The organism is Streptomyces sp. NPDC021012 (assembly GCF_044333355.1).
In the GTDB taxonomy this organism is placed as follows: Bacteria; Actinomycetota; Actinomycetes; order Streptomycetales; family Streptomycetaceae; genus Streptomyces.
On the sequence record NZ_JBIRQU010000002.1, the window covers coordinates 910,505 to 927,146 of the forward strand.

Genomic DNA, 16,642 nt, shown 5'->3' on the forward strand with positions numbered 1-16,642 from the left:
CCCTGCGAGAGACCCGCACGTCCTCCGAATCGGTCACGTCCATCATGAACGGCTTGATACGGCCTTGATAAGCACGAGCCGAATCCATTGACCCATCGCTCCGCAGGCCCTAGAACACTCATCACATAGATGACAGTGCACATAGAGGGTGGGCCGCAGATGGTGAAGTTCGAGTGCGTGCTGCCCGCGTTGCTCGCCGGGCGCCCCCGGAGCGGTTTCGACCTGGGGCGATGGGTGGAGACGGAAGGGCCTGCGGTCGCGGGCCCACCACAGCCAGATCTACCGGTGTTCGGCCGGATGGCGGACGTCGGCTGGGTGGAGATCGAGGTCGACCCTCGGGAGGGACGGCCGGACGCGAAGGTCCACCGGTTCCAGGACCCGCTGCCCGAGCTGGACCGGAGCGTGGCCCAAGAGGTGGCTGGTGACGGGGTGGCCGCCCCGTCACCAGCCGACACACCCCTTCATGAAGCTGGACTCCCCCGCGCGAGAACCGGGCGACGAGACTGCGGGACACGCCCCCGATGCGCTCGCCGCCTGCTGTGCGCCGGTACGGTCGCGCGGCGGTTCCGACGCCCTTCTGCCGCTGCTCTCCTCACCGCGGCCCCGCCACGACCCCCGGCTGACGGCATGGTGCTGCTGCCCGGCGGCACGTTTCTCACGGGCACGGACGACACGGAAGGCTTTCCCTCCGACGGCGAGGGGCCGGTGAGGTCGGTGCGGCTGAAGCCGTTCCTGATCGACGTCTGCGCCGTCACCAACGACGCCTTCGCGCGGTTCGTCGACGACACAGGGCACGTCACCGAGGCCGAACGCTTCGGCTGGTCCTACGTGTTCGCCGGATTCCTGCCCGCGGCCCTGCGCCGGGGCGCCGCCCGCACCGTGATCACCCCGACAGCACCAGGGGCCACGCCGGATTCCGCTGTGCCCGCAGCGCCTGAACACATCTCACCCGCACCCACCCACCCGGAGACCGTCATGCGCAAGAGCCGCATCTTCGGCATGCCCAGACCCCGCGTCCGTGCCCTCGCCACCGTCCTCGCCGCGCTGACGACGGCGGCCCTCTGCCTCACACCACCGGTTCCGCCCTCGCCGCCCCCACCGCAGGCGTCCATTACGTGGCCCTCGGTGACTCCTACTCCGCCGGCGGCGGTTCCTCCACCACCTACCTCAACGACTGCAACCAGAGCGTCAACTCCTACCCCTACCTCTACGCCCGGCTCACCACCCCCGACACCTTCGCCTTCCTGGCGTGCGGCGCCGCGAAGACCACCGACGTCCTGGCCAACCAGCTGAGTCCGCTGGACAGCACCACCACGCTGGTCAGCATGACCATCGGTGGCAACGACATCGGGCTCGGCACGGTCATGGCGACCTGCCTGTTCGGCAGCGACAGCGCCTGCCTGGATGCCGTCGCCACCGCCGAGACCACCGCGCGCACCGAGCTCCCCGGCAAGCTCGACACCGTGTACGACGCCGTCCGCGCCCGCGCCCCACAGGCCCGCGTCGTCATCCTCGGCTACCCCAGGTTCTACGACCTCACCGTCCCCGCCTGCCCCGGCATCAGCGCCACCAAGCGCACCGCGCTCAACAAGGGAGCCGACGCCCTCAACAACGTGATCCGCGACGAGGTCGCCCAGCACAGCGGCTTCGTCCACGAAGACGTCGCCGACCGCTTCACGAGCCACCAGCTGTGCGACGCCGCCCCCCTGGCTCCATGCCCTCAACTGGCCCATCGGACAGTCCTTCCACCCCAACGCGGCCGGCCAGTCGGGGGCCTACCTGCCCGCCCTCCAGGCCGCCGCCTGATCCGAGCCTCGGTGTGTGCTCCGTGGCGAGCCGCCGCCCGGCCCACTGAGCCGCTCGTCACCACTCCACGCTGCACACAACACCGGCCGGTTTCTCCCTCACGCGGAGAGGATCGCGTGGGCAGACACCGGCCGGTACCGGTACAGGCCAGTCACATGGGAGCGGCGTCCCCGCGGCCCCGCTCGCTCTCCCTCGTGCCCTGCTCCTCGATCCGGCGGGCTTGTCCTTCGGCCGCTGACGCTCCGCCGGGTCAGTGGCACGCTCCGCGGCCTGCTCGATCTCCCCGTCCAGGCCCGCACGGGCTGGGATACCGGAACCGCCGGGCGCCGAAGGCGGGACCGCGTCCGGACTCCGAGTACGCCTGCACCCCCTGTCCCGCGCACGGCGGATCGCGCGCCGCAACCGCCCCGAACGGAGACCAATGGCCCGGGGCGGTGGACAGGTTCGCCTTTCTAGGACGCGTTGGGGCGTGGCCCCGAGGTTGAAGCCCCGGTCGGCCGTTCTGCCGGATCCCCGTGCTCAGCGGCTTTGCGCCAGCGGGCTTCGCAGAACGAGTAGAGGCCGAACAGCACGAGGCCCACCGCGGCGGCGATCAGGAGTACGGGCCCGGCGGGGGTTTCGGCGAACGAACGCAACGCCTCGTCCAGGCCCTTGGCCTCGCTGGGGTCGAACCGCACCGCGGCCAGCAGGACGAACAGGCCGGCCACCGCCGCGAGCGCGCCGCACGCCACTCCGCCGACGGTTCCCAGCACCGCGACGACCCGCCGCGTCGCCGAGCTCATCTCGTCCGTCCGGAGATTCTTCTCGAACTTCCGCATCAGGCCGCGCACCAGGATCACCACGCCCACGATGACCAGAACAGCCCCGAACACCCCGACGATCACTCGCCCACCCGGCCAGTTCAGCACCCTCGCGGTGTACTCCTTCGACGTCTCGTCGCCAGGGCGGCCCCCGGAGGATCCACCGGCCAGCGCCGTCTGCACCACACCGATACAGATCACGGTGTAGAACACCGCCAACCCCAGAGAACCCAGGCGACGCGTCCACTTGTCCCCGCCTTCCCCCGTCTGCCCGAACACGGCCTCCGACAGCCGCCACAGCGCCATCGCCGCCAGCCCCACCACCAGCGCCCACAGCAGCACCCGGCCGAACGGCTGCTCGCCGAGGGTCTCCACCGCGCCGGACCGGTCGGCCTCCTGGCCGCTGTCGTTGCCGAGGCCGATCCGCACGGCCAGAATCCCCACCAGCACGTAGATCACTCCCCGGGCACAGAGCCCGACCCTGGACGCGACCTCCACGGCACGGCTGTCAGCCAGGCGCAGGCCCCGGGACTTGGGCTGGGCGACACTGTCGCCCTTCCTGATGGCCATATCTGGCACCTCCACGTGCCGGATAGAACCGAACAGCGCACCCGTAGAGCGGGGCGGACACGGTGGTCAGTGTTCGACGGCGTCCTTGACCTCCGCCCACGCCTGTTTCGTACCGGCCCTGGTCCGGTCACCGCGGGTCTTCGGTCCCAGGGCGCGATTTCTCCGTCTGTTCTCTCCACGGTAGGGCTGTCCCGTCCCGGAAGTCACCACCCGAGGGCCGGACCTACCCTGGAAACAGGGATCATGATCACTCCTGGGATGTGAGGAAGAGCGGGTGTCACCAGCGCAACGGCACCCCCATCACCGCGCACCTCAGCGAAGGGGGCGGCGTGAGGAGTGTCGCAGGCGCAGGCCGAAGTAGACGATGTCCGCGGCGAGCAGGACGATACCGATGATCAGCAGGTAGAGCAGCCCTTCGGCGGTGGCGCCGATGATGCCCAAGACCATCGCGACGACGAGCACGGCCAGAAAGAGAGTCACGACGGACACCTCCTCGGTCGGGCGGGGCAGCTCAGCGGCGGGCCAACTGCCGCTCGCCGTTCGGCCCCGGCTGGTAGGGCAGGCCGTAGTGCTGGAAGACGGCTTCCTCGTCCTCGAAGGGCAGCACATCGTCCATGCCGATCGAAGGGCAGTCCTTCACCAGCGCCTTGTCGTGGGCGACCTTCACATAGCCCGGCCCGACGATCGCCCCGTCCAGCGGGACGAAGACCAGACGGTGGCGGGTGGGCAGGCCGATCTGGACCGTGACCATGGCCGGCTCGTCGGTGCTGGTGTCCACGTAGACGGCCTCCAGCACTCCGATCCTGTGCCCTCCGGCGTCGAGCACGTCGTGGGTACGCCACTCACGGATATCCGCCATCCCGATCATCCTGAGCCCCTTCGGCCGTGTACATGCCCGATGTGGCCTGCTCACCCCTCCCAGCCTGACTCCTCTCCGCCTCCGACACCAGCGCAGCCGCTTCCGGCCTCCGATGCCGTTCCTCGGGCCGCCAGGCGGCGGCCGCGTGGACAGCTGTTGCTCCTGGCGGGCCGGTACGTTCCTGCGGCGTACCGCCCGGCACCGTGTCCCTGATCAGTTGGTTTCCGTCAATGCCGTGCGCGCGGTGGTGAGGATCTCCTCGGAGAGCGGGGAGCCCTTGGTGGCCCGGGCCAGGACGAGTGCGCCGACCATCGTGCACAGTCGCGTGATGCCGTCCTGGCCGCCCTCGGTGGCGAGCCACTCGGCGAAGTCACTCACTCCCTCGGTGTAAACACGGCGGGCCTCGCGATCTCCGGGTTCGCGCGCCATGTCGCCGGCGAGTGCGGCGGCGGGACACCCGTCCGCTGCCCTATCGCGGTGCTCGATGGAGAGGTAGGTGTCGATCAACTCCTGCTGGGCGGCGTCACGCTGCCCAGCATGCTGCTCGAGTCCGTCGTTGCGGAGCCGGGTGAGTTCGTCGAATGCATGGGCAGTGGCTTCGTCGATGAGTGCCTCCTTGGAGGCGAACTGCTTGTAGAAGCCGCCGTGGGTCAGGCCGGACGCCTTCATGAGGTCGGCGACGCTGACGTGGGTGCCCTGCTCCCGGAACAGCCGGGAGGCGGTTTCCACGACCCGTCGGCGGTTCTCCTCCGCTTGAGCCTGCGATACGCGGCCCATCAGCCACCTCCCAATTGGATGTCGTTTGACATCTATCATAGTCCGAGAGTTAGATTGCAACCGTAATCTAATTAGCGCGGGTCGCTCGATGCCCGCAACGTTGGGAGTAGGCATGGAACTGAAGGACGCGGTCGCGGTGGTCACCGGCGCCAACCGGGGGCTCGGGCGACAGCTGGCCGCACAGCTCGTGGAGCGCGGAGCGACGGTGTACGCGGCGGCCCGCCGCCCCGAGACGGTGGACCTGCCCGGCGTCATCCCGCTGCGGCTGGACGTGACGGACGAGGAGTCGATCAGGGCCGCGGCCCGCACCGCGTCCGACGCGACGCTGCTGGTGAACAACGCGGGCATCTCCACCGCCACGCCGCTGATCGCGGGAGGCCTGGACGCGGTACGCCTGGAGATGGAGACGAACTTCTTCGGTCCGCTCGCCGTAACGCGGGCCTTCGCCCCCGTCATCGAGGGCAACGGCGGCGGCGCCGTGCTCAACGTCCTGTCCGTCCTGTCCTGGCTGCACCCGGCCGACCTCGGGTCCTACGCCGCGGCCAAGGCCGCGGCATGGGCCCTGACCGACGCGACCCGGGAGGAACTGGCACCCCGCGGCATCACCGTCTCGGCGCTGCACGTCGGATACATGGACACCGACATGGCAGCAGGCGTTCCCGCCGATCAGAAAGCCGACCCCGCCGACGTCGCCGCACAGGCCCTGCACGGCATCGAGACGGGACTGCCCGAGATCCTCGCCGACGAGACCACCCGGTACGTCAGGCAGAGCCTGGCCTCTTCACCGAATGCGGCGTGAGACACGTCCCGCCCCCTTCCCCTGCCAACCCCCTCTGTGAGGACACCTGATGCGTTACACGACCTTCGGACGCCGGACCGGACAGCCCGGTCATCGGGCCGCGATCTCACCCAGCTCGACCACTACCTGGGCGCGCTCGACGTCCACCTGACGCCGCAGCAGTTCGCCCGGCTGTCGGAGGTCAGCGCGGTGCCCCTCGAAGTTCCTCACGAGGCGATCACCGGATCCCTGAGCGGCATCCAGGGAGGCGACACCAGCCGCCTCATCGCCCCGGCCGCGCCGGTGAGATGACACCTCCTGCATCGGCGAGGGGCCCCGAGGAGCTGAAGCAAGTGCCACGAAATGTCTCGTACTGGGAGAAGCCCAGGAGAGACAGGGATCCCGCCCCATGCGGACGGGCAACGGAGACGACGATGAAGACCTTCATGATCGAGCGGTACGACGACAAGGCCGGTGTCCGCGCCGCCGATATGCCCGACCCGCAGGTGGGCGCCGACGACGTTATGGTCCGGATCCACGCGGCGAGCGTCAACCCGCTGGACCTCAAGATCCGCGACGGGGACCTCAAGGCGATCCTGCCGTACCGTCTCCCGCTCATCCTGGGCAACGACCTCGCCGGGACGGTGGTCCAGGTCGGATCGGCCGTCACACGGTTCGCGGTGGGCGACGAGGTCTACGCCCGGCCCGACCAGGACCGCATCGGCACGTTCGCCGAACTCATCGCCGTCCACCAGGACGACCTGGCGATCAAACCGGCCACCCTCACCATGGAGGAAGCCGCGTCACTCCCCCTGGTCGCCCTCACCTCCTGGCAGGCCCTGGTCGAACGGGCGCACGTGCAGCCAGGCCAGAAGGTCCTGATCCACGCGGGCTCCGGCGGCCTGGGCACCATCGCCGTCCAGCTGGCGAAGGCGCTGGGCGCGCACGTGGCCGCCACCGCGAGCACGGCCAAGGTCGACCTGGTAAAGGACCTCGGCGCGGACATCGTCGTCGACTACAAGAAGCAGGACTTCGAGACGGTCCTCCACGACTACGACGTCGTCCTGGACAGCCTCGGCGGCGAGACGCTCGAGAAGTCCCTGCAGGTACTCAAGCCCGGCGGGAAGGTCATCAGCGTCGCAGGCCCTCCCGACGCCGCCTTCGCCCGCGAGCTGGACGCCAACGCGATCCTCCGGCTGGCGATGAGCGCGCTGAGCTTCAAGACCCGGCGCCGCGCCAAGCGCCGCCACGTGACGTACTCGTTCCTGTTCATGAAGGCCGGCGGCGACCAGCTGCGCAAACTCACTGCGCTCATCGAAGCAGGAAAGATCCGTCCCGTCGTCGACCGAGTCTTCCCGTTCAATCAGACCCGGGAAGCCATGGAGTACGTCGAGAAGGGCCGCGCCAAGGCCGGCAAGGTCGTCGTCACGATGGCGTGACCCGTTCCGTGTCCGTGCGCGGCGTCGACTTCGTCTACCGGCAGCTCGGCCCGCAGGTCGGCGTACCGCTGATCCTCCCCCACCACCTGGCCGCGGTCCTGGACGACTGGGACCCACGCCTCATGTGCTGATCAGGAGCCGCCCTGCTCGCCAATGGCTGCGCGACCGCGGTAGGGGGCTCTGCTCGGGGCCTGGCCTGCCGCGACCTCCGCCTTGGCGAGGGTGAGCTGAAGCCACGCGATGTACGCGGCGGTGCTGCTGTAGCCGAATTCGTGGGCCGAGAGCTGAATGGCGCGTGCCCACGCGAGGTCGATCTCGGGGACCGGGTCCAATGGGATGGTGGTGAAGTCCATCCATCCGGGTTCGCGGAGTCGGGCGAGTCGGTAGTCGAGTTCGGTGCGGAGGATTTCGACGGTGAGCTCGGGGCCGAGCTGTCCGGCGAAGAGGAACCGGAGTTTGAAGTCGGGGTCCATGGGGCGTGGAAACGGTTCGTACGGTGCGCGGGCCCAGGCCAGGAGTTCGTCGCGGCCGGCGTCGGTGAGCCGGTAGACCTTGGCGTCGGGTTTGCCGTCACGGGGGTCGACCTCGAACTCCGCCCACCCGTTGGCCACGAGGCGGGGCAGGACACGGTAGATCTGGGGCAGCTGCACGCCGTAGCCGAGGTACTTGCCCGGGCCGTCCATCCACTTGCGCATGTCGTAGCCCGAGAGCGGGCGCAGGGCGAGCAGGCCGAGAATGACGTGTTCCAGACGCATGGCGGTCCTCAGCGGAGAGGGGTCGGGGGCTGCTGATGGGGGCTGGTCGGGGCAGCCCACCGGGGCCCGTCCGCCGTGCCGGGCCGAATGTCCTCGGTGAGGTCGCGGGCGATCCGGAAGCCGCAGTTGCCGGCGGAGGACTCGGGGGTGTTGGCGGAGCGGGCGGCGAGCCGGTAGCGGTTGCAGTAGCTGTCGTGGCAGAGGTAGGAGCCGCCCCGGGTGACACGCGCGGTACCGGTGCGCGGGCCGAGCGGGTTGTGCCGGGGCGAGCGACGGTAGTAGGCCGGGGAGAACCAGTCGGCGCACCACTCCCAGACGTTGCCGGCCGTCTCGTACAGGCCGTGTTCGTTGGGCGGGTAGGAACGTACGGGCGCTGTGGTGAGGTGGCCGTCGCTCAGGGTGTTGTGGGTGGGGAAGGTGCCGTGCCAGATGTTGCACCGGTCCTCGCCGTCAGGGGTGAGCGTGTCGCCCCAGGGATAGCGGCGGCCGCGGTGTCCGCCCCTGGCCGCGTACTCCCATTCGGCCTCGCTGGGCAGGCGGGCACCGGCCCAGCGGCAGTAGGCGACGGCGTCGTCCCAGGACACGTGCACGACGGGATGGTCAGGGATCTCCTCCCAGTGGGAGAGCGGTCCGGCGGGGTGGGCCCAGTCGGCGCCGGCGACGTCGAGCCACCACGGGGTACGGGGAGCGCGCCCCAGGACGTCCCGGGCGCGGGCGCGCAGGGCGAGGTGGAAGACGGCGGACGAGCCGTAGCGCTCGGCGTCCGTGCGGTGGCCGGTCGCGGCGGCGAACGCGGCGAACTGGGCGTTGGTGACCGCGGTGGCGGCGATGGCGAAGGGGGCCAGCTCCACCCGGTGCACGGGCTGCTCCCCGTCCGACGGGTATCCCTCGCCGAAGCAGTCGCCCATCAAGAACTCCCCACCGGGAAGGGCCACGAACTCCGCCCCCTCCGCCCCTTTCGACCGGCTCTCCGGCCGAGCGGCGGGCGGGGTGGGTACGGACGGCACCGGCAGGAGTGTCGTGTGCACGGCCGTGCGGCCCGGGGTGCAACAGCTGTCCATGGCCGACTTCTCCTCGCTCCCCGGCTGCGGCTCCGGGACGCCTTCATATGTACGCGAGAACTCATGAACCGGCAAGCCTGAGAGGTTGGCGACCTCTCCGTCAGAGAACGCAAGCAGCGGAGTGATGCGGGAATATTTCAAGTGCGAGAACTGCGGTGCGACATCTTGACACCTTCGGCAACAGCCCTGAAACCTGAGGGGCATAGCTGCTGGCGCACATATCTCCTCGAGCGCTCATCGGATGCCGGCCGCATGCGGCTCCCGCCTTTTTCCCCCCGGAGTTCACCTTGCGCATCATCTATGTGGACGTCGACACCCTGCGGGCCGACCACACCACCCCGTACGGCTACCACCGGCCCACCACGCCTCACCTCCAGAAGCTCGCCGACAAGTCGGTGGTCTTCGACCGCTACTACTGCTCCGACTCGCCCTGCCTGCCGTCCCGGACCGCTCTGACCAGCGGACAGTTCGGGATCACGAACGGCGTGATCGGCCACTACGGCGCCGACGCGCAGTTCCGGCTCGACTCCGGCCACGGCCCCGAACCCGACCGGCCGCTCCTCGGCCAACGCCTCCAGCTCGACGGCTACTACACCGCGGCCGTCTCCGTCTTCGCCGAACGTCACCGCGCGTACTGGTTCCACGGCAACTTCCGCGAGTCCGTCCGCGCCACCGGCAACTGGGGCGACGAGGACGCCGCCGACGTCAACCGCGCCGCCCTCGGCTGGATCCGCAGGCACGCCGAGGACGACGACTGGTACCTCCACCTCACCTACTGGGACCCGCACACCGACTACACCCAGCCCGCCGAGTGGACCGAACGCATGGCGGCCTCCGCCCCTGTGCAGCCCTGGCCGGACGAGCAGACGATCCGGGAGCACGCCGAGATCTACGGCCCCCGCAGCGCCCTGGACCTGCACTACTCGCTCACCGGAGGCGGCGGCACCTCGCCCGTGCCGCACAACATGCCCGACGCGATACGCTCCCGCGCCGACTTCGAGCACCTGATCAACGGCTTCGACGGCGCCATCGCCTACTGGGACCACCACTTCGGCCGGCTCCTGGCCACCCTGGAGGAACTGGGCATCGCGGGCGAGACGGCGATCGTCGTCAGTGCCGACCACGGCGAGGCGTTCGGCGAGCACGGCATGTACGCGGAACACGGGCTGGCCACGGAGTCCGTCCAGCGGATCCCCCTCGTCGTGTACTGGCCCGGGGTCACCGACACCCTTCCGGCCGAGGCCCGCCGCAACGACGACCTCCTGTACAACATCGACCTTGCGCCCACCCTGTGCGACCTGCTCGGCCTCGACGCGCCCGAGGGCTGGCAGGGCGCCTCCTTCGCGGGCGCGGTACGCGGCGAGGAGACCGACTCCCGGCCGTACCTGGTCCTCGGCCACGGCGCCCACACCTACCAGCGTGCCGTCCGCACCCGCGACCACCTCTACGTCCGCACCTATCACCCGGGGTGCTTCAAGACGGCCTGGGAGCAGCTGTACGACGTCACCGACGATCCGTACCTGACGCGTGACCTCCTGGACGAGGAGCCCGCTCTCGCCGGGACGATGCGCTCCCACCTGGCCGAGTGGTGGCACGAGCACGCCGGCCGCCCCGGCTGCCTGCCTGATCCGATGCTGAGCAATCTCCAGGCCGGGCCCGTCTACTACGCGGATCCCACCCGGTACGCCCGGCATCTGCGCGACACCGGCCGGTCCCACCTGGCCGAGGACCTGGAACAGCGTCTGGCCGTACCCCGTGCCTCGGTGCCGGTTCCCTGGCACGCACCGGCGCCACCGCGTTCCGCGGAGCTCTTCGGGCGCTGGATGGAGATCTTCCAGGAACGCGCCACGAAGACGGCGACAGCAGAGGCGACAGAAGGGAAGTCCGTCCGATGAGGGCGATCATGGTGATGTTCGACAGTCTCAATCGGCGCATGCTGCCGCCGTACGGAGGGGACTGGACGCACGCCCCGAACTTCGCGCGCCTCGCCGAGCGGACGGTGACCTTCGACAAGGCGTACGCGGGGTCGATGCCGTGCATGCCGGCCCGCCGCGAACTGCACACGGGGCGCTACAACTTCCTGCACCGCAGCTGGGGACCGCTGGAGCCCTTCGACGACTCGATGCCCGAACTGCTCAAGCAGAACGGCGTGTACACCCATCTGGCCAGCGACCACCCGCACTACTGGGAGGACGGCGGCGCCACCTACCACGGCCGCTACAACTCCTGGGAGTTCTTCCGCGGGCAGGAAGGCGATCCGTGGAAGGGTCAGGTGGCCGATCCGGAGATGCCCGAGGACCTGAAGCGGATGCGCTCGGCCGTATACCGGCAGGACTGGGTGAACCGGCCGCACATGGCGACCGAGGACCGGCATCCGCAGACCCTCACCTTCGACGCCGGCCTGGAGTTCCTCCGCACCAACAAGGACGCGGACCGGTGGTTCGTCCAAATCGAGACCTTCGACCCGCACGAGCCGTTCTTCTCCCACCAGCGCTACAAGGACCTCTACCCGCATGCGTACGACGGGCCGCACTTCGACTGGCCCGACTACAAGCAGGTGGTGGAGACGGACGAGCAGGTCGCGCACGCCGGTTACGAGTACGCCGCCCTCCTCTCCATGTGCGACCACTCCCTGGGCCGGGTCCTGGACGCCATGGACGAGTACGGACTGTGGGACGACACGCTCCTGATCGTCAACACCGACCACGGTCTGCTGCTCGGTGAGAAGGGTTGGTGGGGCAAGGGCGTCCAGCCCTGGTACAACGAGCTGGTCCATCTGCCGCTGTTCGTCTGGGACCCGCGCTCCGGCGGCGCGGGCGAGCGGCGCGACACCCTCGTGCAGACCATCGACCTCGCCCCCACCCTCCTGGAGTACTTCGGCGTCGAGCGCCCGGCCGACATGCAGGGCGCACCGCTGCCCGTCTCCGTCGCGGACGACCCCGTACGCGAGGCCGGCCTCTTCGGCATCCACGGCGGTCACGTGAACATCACCGACGGCCGGTACGTCTACATGCGCGCACCCGTCTCCCCCGGCAACGCCCCGCTGCAGGAGCACACGTTGATGCCGACGCACATGCGCGGCCGCTTCACCCCCGCCGAACTCGCCGACGTGGAGCTGGCCGAGCCGTTCGGCTTCACCAAGGGCCTCCGCACCTTGCGTACGGCCGGCCGCACCTTCGTCAATCCGTACCACCACGGCAGCCTGCTCTTCGACCTGGAGAACGACCCCGAGCAGTTGGACCCGCTCGTCGACGACGAGGTGGAGCTGCGGCTCGCGACGCTGCTGGTGGAGCTCATGCGGGATACGGAGGCTCCGCCCAGTCAGTACGAACGTCTCGGCCTGCCCGCCGAGGGTCCGGTGACCGGCGCGCACCTCCTCGTACGGGCGCAGCGGGACCAGGCCCGGCGGGCGGCGGTGCCCCTGCCTCGCGCCGAGGAGTATCCCGAGGGGCGGCTCTCGCTGCGAACGCCGGTCGCGACGCTGATCGGCGATCCGGTGGCTCTGGAGGTGCTCAAGCGGCACCTGCCGGGGATCGCCGACTCGGAACTCCTGCAGTTCCTGGGGCCGACCCCGCTCATCGACATCGCCGCGATGTCGGGCGGAATGATCCCGCCCCACCGGCTGCGCCTGGTCGCCGAGGAACTCGCGCAACTCTGAGAGCCGGTCTCGGACCACAGATGAACGCCGGTGACGGGGCGGCTACCCCGTCACCGGCCAGCCTTTCCTCCCCGCCCATCCAGCGAAGAACGAGACGAAGAAGAGGTGGCGTCTTGCCCGATCTTACCGAGGCACCCGTCGGCACGACGAAGGAGAGAAAGGCCGTCCTCGTGAAGGGCCGCTGGCGCCAGCTGTCCCTGCTCGGCGGCACCATGCTCGTCGAGAACACCGAGGCGAGTCTGATCAGCGGGCTGTTCCCGGTGATCCGCCACTCGCTCGGAGTCTCGCTCGGCGCGCTCGGCGTCCTGACCGCCGCGGGCCGGATCGTCGGCGTGTTCGCCGGCCCGTTCTGGGTGTGGGTCGCCCAGCACTGGTCCCGCAAGGGCGTCCTCGTCCTGGCCACCGGGTTCTGGGGAGTGTGGGGCATAGCCGCGGGCTTCGCCCAGAACTTCACCCAGCTCCTCATCCTGATCACCATCCTCGCCGCCGGGTACGCCGCCTCCGGACCTCTCGCCACGGAAATCCTGGGGGACCTCTTCGACAGCGAGTCCCGGGGACGTGCCGTCGGCATGCTGTACGGCGTCATCAACCTCGCCGCATCCCTCTTCGCCACCCTGAAGGGACAGCTCGCCGCGTTCGACGACGGCTGGCGCTGGGGCCTGTGGGGCATCGGCGCCGTCAACGTCCTGTGCGGTGTCGCCCTGTTGATCTGGATGCGCGACCCGGGCAGAGGCGCGTCCGAGCACCAGCTCGCCGGCCTCGACCGACGGACCCGCGAGGCCCATACCAAGGTCACCATGAAGCAGGTGACCGCGCTCTTCCGGATCCCGAGCCTGGTGGTCCTGCTCGTCTCCCGACTCCTGTCGGGGCAACTTCTCGCCGCGATGTTCGGTGTGATCTTCCTGGTGGACGTCTACGGATTCAGCACCCAGGTCGCCTCCGTCGTCCTCTTCCCCATGGGCATCGGCTTCTTCACCGGCACCGTGCTCGGCGGCTTCCTCGCCGACTGGGCCGTCCGCCGCAACCCGCGCCACGGCCTCGTGGTCATTCTCCAGACCGCTCAGTTCGCCTTCGCGGCAGTGGCCTTCTTCGGCACCCAGCTCGACTGGGGCGGGATCGGTGTGTTCGCCGTCTTCTTCTCCCTCATGGGCCTCGTCCAGGGCGTCAACCCGGTGGTCAACCGACCCATGATCATGGCTGTGACGCTTCCCGAACTCCGCGGCGCCGCCTTCGCCATCTACCTCAGCGTCTTCGAGGCCGTCGCCATCGCCGCGTTCAGCCTCGGAGCCGGCTTCCTCGGCGACGCCTTCGGACTGCGCGCGGTGTTCCTGTGGGTCCTCGTCGGACTCGTGCTCGTCAACGGCGCCTTCCTCACCTTGCTCTACCGCACCTACGCCACCGATGTGGCCCGCGTCCAGCAGGCGCTCGAAAGCCGGCGGCAGGCGGCTCTCGCCGGATAGACCGGGACGGAGCGGACGCTCCCGTCCGCTTCCGGAGCGGGAGCCGCTTCCGGAGGTGACCGGAGATCGACGATCTGCGGCTCGGCCCCGCACACGTCGCAGGTCTCTCCTGGGGCGGGACCGTCGTACGGGAACTCCGTCGTCGCCGTTCGGCTCTGGTCAGGACGTTCCAGGAGGCGATTGCGGACGCCACGCTCGTCGTTCTCCCCGGCACGGGCCATGTCAGCAACATCGAGGAGCCGGAGCACGTCAACCGGGCCGTCCGCGAGTCCGCCGCGCACACGCCTGATCCGACGCCTCAGGAAGGCTCGGACCAGATGTCCATGGGGACGGTGCTCACACTGCGGCCGGCCGGGTCGAGGATGCGGCCCATGCGCTTCACGAAGCGCAGGGAGACCGCCTGGTCGAGCACCTTCAGCTGAGGCAGTGCGCTGGTGAGGCGGGCCTCAAGGCCGCGGATGTCGGGAAGGGAACGGAGCCAGACACTGATGAGGAGGTTCGCCGTGCCCCCGGCGAGACCGATGCACGCCCGGATCTCGGGGACGGCGGCCAGGAGTCTGTTCAGGGCGTCGCGGTCGTCGATCTGGGCCTGGGCCCAGATCGTGGTGGAGATCGGCCAGCCGCACAGGGGCTGGGCGACCTCGCAGCGCAGTTCCAGGTCCTCGTTGGCGATGAGGAGGGCGAGCCGCTTGCGTACGGTGGTGATCCCTACGCCCAGTTCCTCCGCGAGGTCCGTGAGCGAGGTACGTCCTTCGGTCCCGAGGCGCACGGCGAGGAGGCGGTCCCTCGCGGTGAGCGTCTGGGGCGTCGACGGCGACCTGGCCGGCCGCTCGGCGGTGATGCGTGCCCGCTGGCGGGGGTCGAGCGCACGCAGGCGCCAGTCGGTGGCGTGCGTGAAGACATGGGTGCCGAGCTGGGTGCGGGTGGCGCTGATTCCGGGGAGCGTTCCCAGACGTTCCAGCACGTATACGGAGAGCGCGGGAAGCGTGGGCATCGACACCGTGAGCAGGAGGTCCCGGCCGCCGCTGGTGTGATCCACTGTCAGGACGTGGGGCCACTGCGCGAGGGTGTTGGCCACGTCGAGCGCACGGCCGGCCTGACAGTCCACTTCGACGAAGGCCAGGCAGCCCTGGGAGATCTGTGCGCGCCCGGGCTGTGCCGTGATCCACGCGACGCCCGTCCCGGTCAGCCGGGACCAGCGTCGGGCCACGGTGACGGGATCCAGGTCGAGTGCCCGCCCGATGCGCGACCAGGGGGCTCGGGGGTCGATCTGCAGCGTGTTGACCAGGCTGAGGTCGAGCTCGTCCAGATGTGCAGATTCCTGCAAACGATCAGGCATGGAAGAAAGATCCTGCGTTTTCGAGGGGAGTGAGTGCCGAGTATCCATCATCGCTGGCAACCGAGCGACAGCGAGGTGAACGTCAGTGAAAGGGGATGCCGGTGTCGGTGCGCGAGGACGCACGGAGTGTGCAGGGTGATCTGATCCGCCTGCGGCGGGCGCTTCATGGGGAGCCCGAACTGGGCCTGGAGTTGCCGCGTACGCGGGACAAGGTCCTGGCCGCCCTGGACGGACTGCCGCTGGAGGTCACCACGGGGAACCGGCTGACCTCCGTCACCGCGGTCCTGCGGGGCGCTCGTCCCGGCCCCACGGTGCTCCTGCGCGCCGACATGGACGCACTGCCCGTCACCGAACGCGCGGATCTCACGTACGCCTCCCGCACGGACGGGATCATGCACGCCTGCGGTCACGACCTGCACACATCCATGCTCGCCGGCGCGGCACAGCTCCTCTCCGCCCGCCGGGACGAGCTCGCGGGCGATGTGGTCTTCATGTTCCAGCCCGGCGAGGAGGGGCAGGACGGGGCCGGCCACATGCTCGCCGAAGGGGTCCTGGACGCCTCCGGTGAACGACCGGTGGCTGCCTACGCACTGCACGTGACGTCGGCGGGCCAGCCGAGCGGGCTGTTCGCGACCCGCCGGGGCCCGGTCCTGGCGTCTTCCGACAGCCTTCGCGTGACCGTCCGCGGGGCGGGAGGCCACGGTTCGATGCCGCACCTGGCCAACGACCCCGTACCGGCGGCGTGCGAGATGGTCACCGCGCTGCAGACCTTCATCAGCCGGAGGTTCGATCCCTTCGACCCCGTGGTGCTGACCGTGGGCGCCTTCCACGCGGGCACGGCCGGCAACGTCATTCCCGACGAGGCCCGGTTCACGGCGACCGTACGGTCGTTCTCCGCGTCGTCGCACGGCCGGATCAAGGACGGCGCCGCGCAGGTGTGCCGGGGCATCGCGGCCGCCCACGGTCTCGATGTCGAGGTGGACTTCGCCGAGTTGTACCCCCTCACCGTCAACGACCCGGCCGAGGCGGAGTTCGTCGCCGACGTGGTGGCGGAGGTGCACGGAGAGGAGCGCTACGCGTGGGCGCCCCGGCCGGCCACCGGATCGGAGGACTTCTCCCGGGTGCTGGACGAGGTCCCCGGCGCGTTCGTGGTCCTGGGCGCCTGTCCGCCTGACCGGGAGGTGCAGCGCGCCCCGTACAACCACTCGCCCTTGGCCGTCTTCGACGACAGCGTGCTCGGTGACGGAGCCGCGCTCTACGCCGAACTCGCCCTGCGCCGCCTGGCGAAGGCGACACCCGCCGCCTCCTGACCGCACTTCCCGCAGCCCCGCCGGACGCAG

16 protein-coding genes and 1 pseudogene are annotated in these 16,642 nt (G+C 69.8%); 10 read left to right on the top strand and 7 right to left on the bottom strand.

Features of this window, described 5'->3' with window-relative positions:
* Positions 1-627: 627 nt before the first annotated feature.
* Positions 628-765: pseudogene (locus ACH4TP_RS09315) on the top strand (SUMF1/EgtB/PvdO family nonheme iron enzyme); the annotation flags it as partial.
* 350 nt (positions 766-1,115) lie between these two features.
* Positions 1,116-2,291 (top strand): GDSL-type esterase/lipase family protein, encoded by a 1,176-nt coding sequence (locus tag ACH4TP_RS09320; protein WP_398436728.1) that lies wholly within the window; start codon positions 1,116-1,118, stop codon positions 2,289-2,291.
* Here ACH4TP_RS09320 and ACH4TP_RS09325 read toward each other — a convergent pair.
* The 4 genes from ACH4TP_RS09325 to ACH4TP_RS09340 all read right to left on the bottom strand — a co-directional run bounded on the left by ACH4TP_RS09325 (position 2,259) and on the right by ACH4TP_RS09340 (position 4,812).
* A complete protein-coding gene (locus ACH4TP_RS09325) occupies positions 2,259-3,176 on the bottom strand; it encodes a DUF1206 domain-containing protein (protein WP_398436729.1) in 918 nt (305 codons plus the stop codon). The genes ACH4TP_RS09320 and ACH4TP_RS09325 overlap by 33 nt on opposite strands.
* A 312-nt stretch (positions 3,177-3,488) precedes the next feature.
* Positions 3,489-3,656, bottom strand: a complete 168-nt coding sequence (locus ACH4TP_RS09330; protein ID WP_362252838.1) for a hypothetical protein — start codon at positions 3,654-3,656, stop codon at positions 3,489-3,491.
* Between the two features lie 31 nt (positions 3,657-3,687).
* Positions 3,688-4,044 carry a PRC-barrel domain-containing protein gene (locus ACH4TP_RS09335; protein ID WP_328940873.1) on the bottom strand — a complete coding sequence of 119 codons (357 nt, stop codon included), beginning with the start codon at positions 4,042-4,044 and terminating at the stop codon, positions 3,688-3,690.
* A 204-nt stretch (positions 4,045-4,248) separates the two neighbouring features.
* Entirely contained in the window at positions 4,249-4,812 is a 564-nt protein-coding gene (locus ACH4TP_RS09340; protein WP_398436730.1) for a TetR/AcrR family transcriptional regulator, read from the bottom strand.
* 112 nt (positions 4,813-4,924) lie between these two features.
* Here ACH4TP_RS09340 and ACH4TP_RS09345 point away from each other — a divergent pair, with 112 nt between their 5' ends.
* The 4 genes from ACH4TP_RS09345 to ACH4TP_RS09360 all read left to right on the top strand — a co-directional run bounded on the left by ACH4TP_RS09345 (position 4,925) and on the right by ACH4TP_RS09360 (position 7,160).
* A complete protein-coding gene (locus ACH4TP_RS09345; RefSeq protein WP_328940875.1) occupies positions 4,925-5,611 on the top strand; it encodes an SDR family oxidoreductase in 687 nt (228 codons plus the stop codon).
* A gap of 36 nt (positions 5,612-5,647) precedes the next feature.
* Positions 5,648-5,902, top strand: coding sequence for a hypothetical protein (locus ACH4TP_RS09350; RefSeq protein WP_398436731.1), 255 nt, complete (start codon positions 5,648-5,650; stop codon positions 5,900-5,902).
* 122 nt (positions 5,903-6,024) lie between these two features.
* Entirely contained in the window at positions 6,025-7,029 is a 1,005-nt protein-coding gene (locus tag ACH4TP_RS09355) for an NADP-dependent oxidoreductase (protein WP_398436732.1), read from the top strand.
* Positions 7,026-7,160 carry a hypothetical protein gene (locus ACH4TP_RS09360; RefSeq protein ID WP_398436734.1) on the top strand — a complete coding sequence of 45 codons (135 nt, stop codon included), beginning with the start codon at positions 7,026-7,028 and terminating at the stop codon, positions 7,158-7,160. The genes ACH4TP_RS09355 and ACH4TP_RS09360 overlap by 4 nt, the downstream gene beginning before the upstream one ends.
* Here ACH4TP_RS09360 and ACH4TP_RS09365 read toward each other — a convergent pair whose 3' ends face one another.
* Together ACH4TP_RS09365 and ACH4TP_RS09370 are read right to left on the bottom strand one after the other, a co-directional pair.
* Positions 7,161-7,784, bottom strand: a complete 624-nt coding sequence (locus tag ACH4TP_RS09365; RefSeq protein ID WP_398436736.1) for a PadR family transcriptional regulator — start codon at positions 7,782-7,784, stop codon at positions 7,161-7,163.
* Positions 7,785-7,792: 8 nt separating this feature from the next.
* Positions 7,793-8,845: a formylglycine-generating enzyme family protein gene (locus tag ACH4TP_RS09370; RefSeq protein WP_398436738.1), complete on the bottom strand. Its 1,053-nt coding sequence runs from the start codon at positions 8,843-8,845 to the stop codon at positions 7,793-7,795.
* A gap of 287 nt (positions 8,846-9,132) precedes the next feature.
* Here ACH4TP_RS09370 and ACH4TP_RS09375 point away from each other — a divergent pair, with 287 nt between their 5' ends.
* The 3 genes from ACH4TP_RS09375 (at position 9,133) to ACH4TP_RS09385 (ending at position 13,963) form a co-directional block, all read left to right on the top strand.
* A complete protein-coding gene (locus tag ACH4TP_RS09375) occupies positions 9,133-10,740 on the top strand; it encodes a sulfatase (protein WP_398436740.1) in 1,608 nt (535 codons plus the stop codon).
* On the top strand, positions 10,737-12,503 hold the full coding sequence (locus ACH4TP_RS09380; RefSeq protein WP_398436741.1) for a sulfatase: 1,767 nt from the start codon (positions 10,737-10,739) through the stop codon (positions 12,501-12,503). Before ACH4TP_RS09375 ends, ACH4TP_RS09380 begins: the two co-directional genes overlap by 4 nt.
* A gap of 113 nt (positions 12,504-12,616) precedes the next feature.
* Complete coding sequence (locus ACH4TP_RS09385) at positions 12,617-13,963, top strand: MFS transporter (protein ID WP_398436743.1); 1,347 nt, start codon at positions 12,617-12,619, stop codon at positions 13,961-13,963.
* A gap of 298 nt (positions 13,964-14,261) precedes the next feature.
* Here the strand turns inward: ACH4TP_RS09385 and ACH4TP_RS09390 are convergent, their stop codons facing one another.
* Entirely contained in the window at positions 14,262-15,302 is a 1,041-nt protein-coding gene (locus ACH4TP_RS09390; RefSeq protein WP_398436745.1) for an Lrp/AsnC family transcriptional regulator, read from the bottom strand.
* Between the two features lie 101 nt (positions 15,303-15,403).
* On the opposite strand from ACH4TP_RS09390, the gene ACH4TP_RS09395 reads away from it, so the two are divergent.
* Complete coding sequence (locus ACH4TP_RS09395; protein WP_398436748.1) at positions 15,404-16,612, top strand: M20 family metallopeptidase; 1,209 nt, start codon at positions 15,404-15,406, stop codon at positions 16,610-16,612.
* Positions 16,613-16,642 lie beyond the last annotated feature (30 nt).